This window comes from Aminobacter sp. P4_H6_2 (assembly GCF_056400805.1).
In genome coordinates, this window is record NZ_JBFUKO010000458.1 from 1 (window position 1) to 4,478 (window position 4,478).

6 protein-coding genes are annotated in these 4,478 nt (G+C 61.9%); 5 read left to right on the forward strand and 1 reads right to left on the reverse strand.

Annotated features, from left to right (window positions below):
* Positions 1 to 47 precede the first annotated feature (47 nt).
* The 4 genes from AC1DUU_RS24235 (at position 48) to AC1DUU_RS24250 (ending at position 2,822) form a co-directional block, all read left to right on the forward strand.
* Positions 48 to 362: a co-chaperone GroES gene (locus AC1DUU_RS24235; RefSeq protein WP_476785930.1), complete on the forward strand. Its 315-nt coding sequence runs from the start codon at positions 48 to 50 to the stop codon at positions 360 to 362.
* Positions 363 to 402: 40 nt separating this feature from the next.
* Positions 403 to 2,028: a chaperonin GroEL gene (gene groL, locus AC1DUU_RS24240; RefSeq protein ID WP_476785931.1), complete on the forward strand. Its 1,626-nt coding sequence runs from the start codon at positions 403 to 405 to the stop codon at positions 2,026 to 2,028.
* A 69-nt stretch (positions 2,029 to 2,097) separates the two neighbouring features.
* Positions 2,098 to 2,490 (forward strand): hypothetical protein, encoded by a 393-nt coding sequence (locus AC1DUU_RS24245; RefSeq protein WP_476785932.1) that lies wholly within the window; start codon positions 2,098 to 2,100, stop codon positions 2,488 to 2,490.
* A gap of 170 nt (positions 2,491 to 2,660) precedes the next feature.
* Positions 2,661 to 2,822, forward strand: a complete 162-nt coding sequence (locus AC1DUU_RS24250; protein ID WP_476785933.1) for a hypothetical protein — start codon at positions 2,661 to 2,663, stop codon at positions 2,820 to 2,822.
* A gap of 44 nt (positions 2,823 to 2,866) precedes the next feature.
* On the opposite strand, the gene AC1DUU_RS24255 is transcribed toward AC1DUU_RS24250, so the two are convergent.
* Positions 2,867 to 3,778 (reverse strand): LysR family transcriptional regulator, encoded by a 912-nt coding sequence (locus AC1DUU_RS24255; RefSeq protein ID WP_476785934.1) that lies wholly within the window; start codon positions 3,776 to 3,778, stop codon positions 2,867 to 2,869.
* A gap of 209 nt (positions 3,779 to 3,987) precedes the next feature.
* On the opposite strand from AC1DUU_RS24255, the gene AC1DUU_RS24260 reads away from it, so the two are divergent.
* Positions 3,988 to 4,478 (forward strand): ABC transporter permease (locus tag AC1DUU_RS24260; RefSeq protein ID WP_476785935.1); only part of this gene is annotated, 491 nt, incomplete at its 3' end.

Genomic DNA, 4,478 nt, shown 5'->3' on the forward strand with positions numbered 1-4,478 from the left:
ACACAGGGAATGCGGTCCCCTACGCGCCGACTGCAGAAAGAACCCCTATGAAATTCCGACCACTTCACGACCGCGTCGTTGTCCGACGCGCCGAAGGCGATCTCAAATCCAAAGGCGGCATCATCATTCCCGACAATGCCAAGGAAAAGCCGCAGCAGGGCGAAGTGGTTGCAGTAGGACCGGGCTCGCGCGACGAAAGCGGCAAGCTGATCCCGCTTGACGTTAAGGCAGGCGACACCGTGCTGTTCGGCAAATGGTCGGGCACCGAAGTCAAGATCGACGGTGCCGATCTCCTGATCATGAAGGAGACTGACATCATGGGCATCGTCGACAACAGCGAAGCGGCCAAAAAAGCGGCCTGATCAGGCTCTGCGGTCTCAAGAACGAACTGGACGAAAAATCATGTCTGCCAAAGAAATCAAATTTTCCACCGATGCCCGCGACCGCATGCTGCGCGGCGTCGAACTCCTCAACAACGCCGTCAAGGTGACGCTCGGTCCGAAAGGCCGCAATGTCGTCATTGATCGCGCCTATGGCCCGCCGCGCATCACTAAGGACGGCGTCACTGTCGCCAAGGAGATCGAGCTGTCAGACAAATTCGAGAACATGGGCGCGCAAATGGTGCGCGAAGTGGCCTCGAAGACCAACGACCTCGCCGGTGACGGCACCACCACCGCAACCGTGCTCGCCGCCTCCATCCTGCGAGAGGGCGCCAAGCTGGTTGCAGCCGGCATGAACCCGATGGATCTCAAGCGCGGCATCGACCTAGCGGTCGCGGCCGTCGTCAAGGACGTCCAGGCACGCTCCACGAAGGTCAAGTCGTCCGACGAAATCGCCCAGGTCGGCACTATCGCCGCCAACGGCGACGCCACCGTCGGCGACATGATCGCCAAGGCGATGGAAAAGGTCGGCAATGAAGGCGTCATCACCGTCGAGGAAGCCAAGACCGCCGAGACCGAACTCGACGTCGTCGAGGGAATGCAGTTCGACCGTGGCTACCTCAGCCCCTATTTCGTCACCAACACCGACAAGATGCGTGCCGAGCTGGAGGACCCCTACATCCTCATTCACGAAAAGAAGCTCGGCAATCTCCAGGCGATACTGCCGATCCTGGAGGCCGTGGTGCAAAGCGGCAAGCCGCTTTTGATCATTGCCGAGGACGTCGAAGGCGAAGCGCTGGCAACGCTTGTCGTCAACAAGCTGCGTGGCGGTCTGAAGGTCGCCGCCGTCAAGGCGCCAGGCTTCGGCGACCGCCGCAAGGCGATGCTGGAAGACATCGCGATCCTGACCGCCGGCCAAATGATCTCGGAGGATCTCGGTATCAAGCTCGAAAATGTCACCATCGACATGCTCGGCCGGGCCAAGCGCGTGCTCATCGACAAGGACACGACCACGATCATCGACGGCTCCGGCGACAAGGCGGGCATTGCCGCGCGTATCGCGCAGTTGAAGATGCAGATCGAAGAAACCACTTCCGACTACGACAAGGAAAAACTGCAGGAACGCCTGGCCAAGCTCGCTGGCGGCGTTGCCGTCATCCGTGTCGGCGGCGCGACCGAGACCGAGGTCAAGGAAAAGAAGGACCGCATCGACGATGCGCTGAACGCCACCCGGGCTGCCGTTGAAGAGGGCATTGTTGCCGGCGGCGGCGTGGCCCTGCTGCGCGCCAAGACCGTGCTGAAAACGCTTGTCGGCGGCAATGCCGATGTGACCGCCGGCATTTCGATTGTGCTCAAGGCGCTCGAGGCGCCGATCCGGCAGATCGCCGAGAATGCCGGTGTCGAAGGCTCAGTCGTCGTCGGCAAACTGATGGACAACGAGAATGCCGATCTGGGCTTCAATGCGCAGACCGAAACCTATGTCGATATGATCAAGGCCGGCATCGTCGATCCGGCCAAGGTCGTACGCACGGCCCTGCAGGACGCCGGCTCGATCGCCGCACTGCTGATCACCGCCGAAGCCATGATCGCCGACATTCCGGCGAAGGAAGCATCCAACGGCGGCAACCCAGCTGGAATGGGTTACTGAGCAACGCCTGAACCATCTGGCCGCTGTGCGGCTGGATGGTGACTCCCCACCATCAACTAGGAGCGTTACATGGCCATGCAGACCAACCAGAAGCAGTCCGTCGCCGCACGATGGGAGAACTACCAGCCGTCCAAATCGACGCTCGTCTGGACATGCGTCGGCACCGCCGTCGCAACGATGATCATCGGCTTCAGCTGGGGTGGCTGGGTCACCGGCGGCACCTCGCAGACGCTTGCGACGACAGCCGGCGACGTGGCGCGCGGTCAACTCGCCTCGACAATATGCGTCGAGCGGTTCAATGCAGCACCCGATGCAGCGGCAAAGCTGACCGAACTGAAAGCCAAGACAGTCGGCTACGATAGGCAGAAGTTCGTCGAAGCCGGCGGCTGGGCCACCATGCCGGGAGAGACCGCTCCTGACCGGCGCGCCTCGACCGGCTGTGCCACCGCACTCGCGGCCTAAGCATGCCGCGCCGGAACTGTCAGCTCCGGCGCGTGCACCCTCGTTTCCAGTGCCGCGATTGACCGTCGCTCCAACACCCGACGGCCTGCTTTTCCTCTCCAACGACATGCTGCCGCCGCCTGGAAATATCCTGGCGGGCGTCTCGGCTTCAGCAGAGAAGGATTTCGACCATGATCAAATTCTCAAAGAAGAACGACCCATCGCCGGCAGACAGCGATGAAAACCGCTTCGACTTCATCCGCAGGGCCGCAGCCGAGAAACACAGAAAAATCAAGAGCGACGACGACGACCGCCGTAGTGAGCAAGCGATCGAAGACGAGCAACMACAATGAGCTTGAGCTGACAGTCCGCAACCGGTTGCCCGGCAATGGTGGCCTCAGATCGCCTTGGTCAGCACGCCGTCGCCGACAAGTCGCTCTTTGAGCATGGCGATGAACATCAGCATCGGCCGCGACAGCGGGGCGTCGCGCAGAGTGGCTATGCCATAGTCGCTCCACAAAGGGGGCGAGAACGGGCGCATCACGACGCGATCGGATTTCAGCAGGCTGCCGATCAGTGCCGGGATGATCGAAACGCCAATACCTTCGGCGACCAGGGCGACGCTGGCCTCGACCGAATGGGCTTCGACCCGGCAACGCACCGCGCCTTGGGCGCGCCGCAGCCGCTCTTCGATGTCTTCGCGGCTCGATCTCAGCCGCCCGAGCAGCACCAGATCGGTGCCCGACAGATCGTCAGCACTGATGGTTTCGCGCGCGGCGAGCGGATGGCCAGTCGGCAAAACGCATAATTGCCCACTCGACACCAGCGGCATCGTCACCAGACCGCGATCCTCGGTCGGCAGCCGGACAAAGCCGAAATCGACGCTGCGCCCCATGACCGCGCGTTCGATCGTATCGTAGGGACCAGCCACCAGCTCGATGCTGACCTGGTCCTGGGTGGCCAGAAAGTCGGCGACCAGCCTTGGCAAAAGCGTGGTGGTCAGTGAGTGCGGAAACCCCATCTTGATCAACGTCCGGCCCGAGCGCCCGGCGCTGAGTTCGTCGGTCCGGCGCTTCAGCCGCGCCAACACGTCCGAAAGCTCACCGACCTCCTGCAGCAGTGCGGTCGCCTCCGGCTTCGGAACCAGCCTGCCCTTTTCGCGGCGGAAAAGCTCGAAGCCGATCTCCTCTTCCAGGCTGCTCAACTGCCTGCTGATCGCCGACTGCGACAAAGCGAGCACGCCCGATGCGCCGATGGTCGATCCGGTCTGCATCACCGCGCGGAACACTTCCAGTTGCTTGAGATTCATCCCGCGTCCCTATTCGCCAAGGCAACGGATCTGCGCCGGCGCCCTTTTTGCATCGAGTAATGCACAAAACTCATAAGATTGCGCGCCTCCTACCCTCGCTGCTACGTCGCACGACAACAGGCAGTCAACAACTGCCACCGGGAGGAGAGCATTCACGTGATGACCGGGCGCAGCCCTTTCAGGCAAGCCAAGCAAGGAGCCGCCGCGCGATGACGATCTTCATCATCCGTCGCTTCAGCCAAAGCCTGTTCGTCGTATTCCTGACGTCGGTTCTGGTTTTCGTCGGCGTCTACGCCATCGGCAATCCCGTCGATATCTTGATCCCGGCCGACGCCAGCTTCGCCGAACGCGAAGCGGCGATCCGCGCGCTTGGGCTCGACCGACCGTTGATCGCGCAATACGGCACCTTCCTCGTCAACGCGCTGCACGGCGATTTCGGCCGGTCCTTCGTCTTCAACCAGCCAGCCATCAGCCTGATCTTCCAGCGGCTGCCAGCGACGCTGGAGCTTTCTTTCGTGGCGCTGACCATAGCGCTCGTGCTCGGCATACCGCTTGGCCTGATCGCCGGGCTCAAGCCGCGTACGGTCGCTGATGAAACGATCATGACCGGCTCGATCCTCGGGTTCAGCCTGCCGAATTTCTGGCAAGGCATGATGCTGATCATGATCTTTTCGGTCTGGCTCGGCTGGTTGCCCTCCTC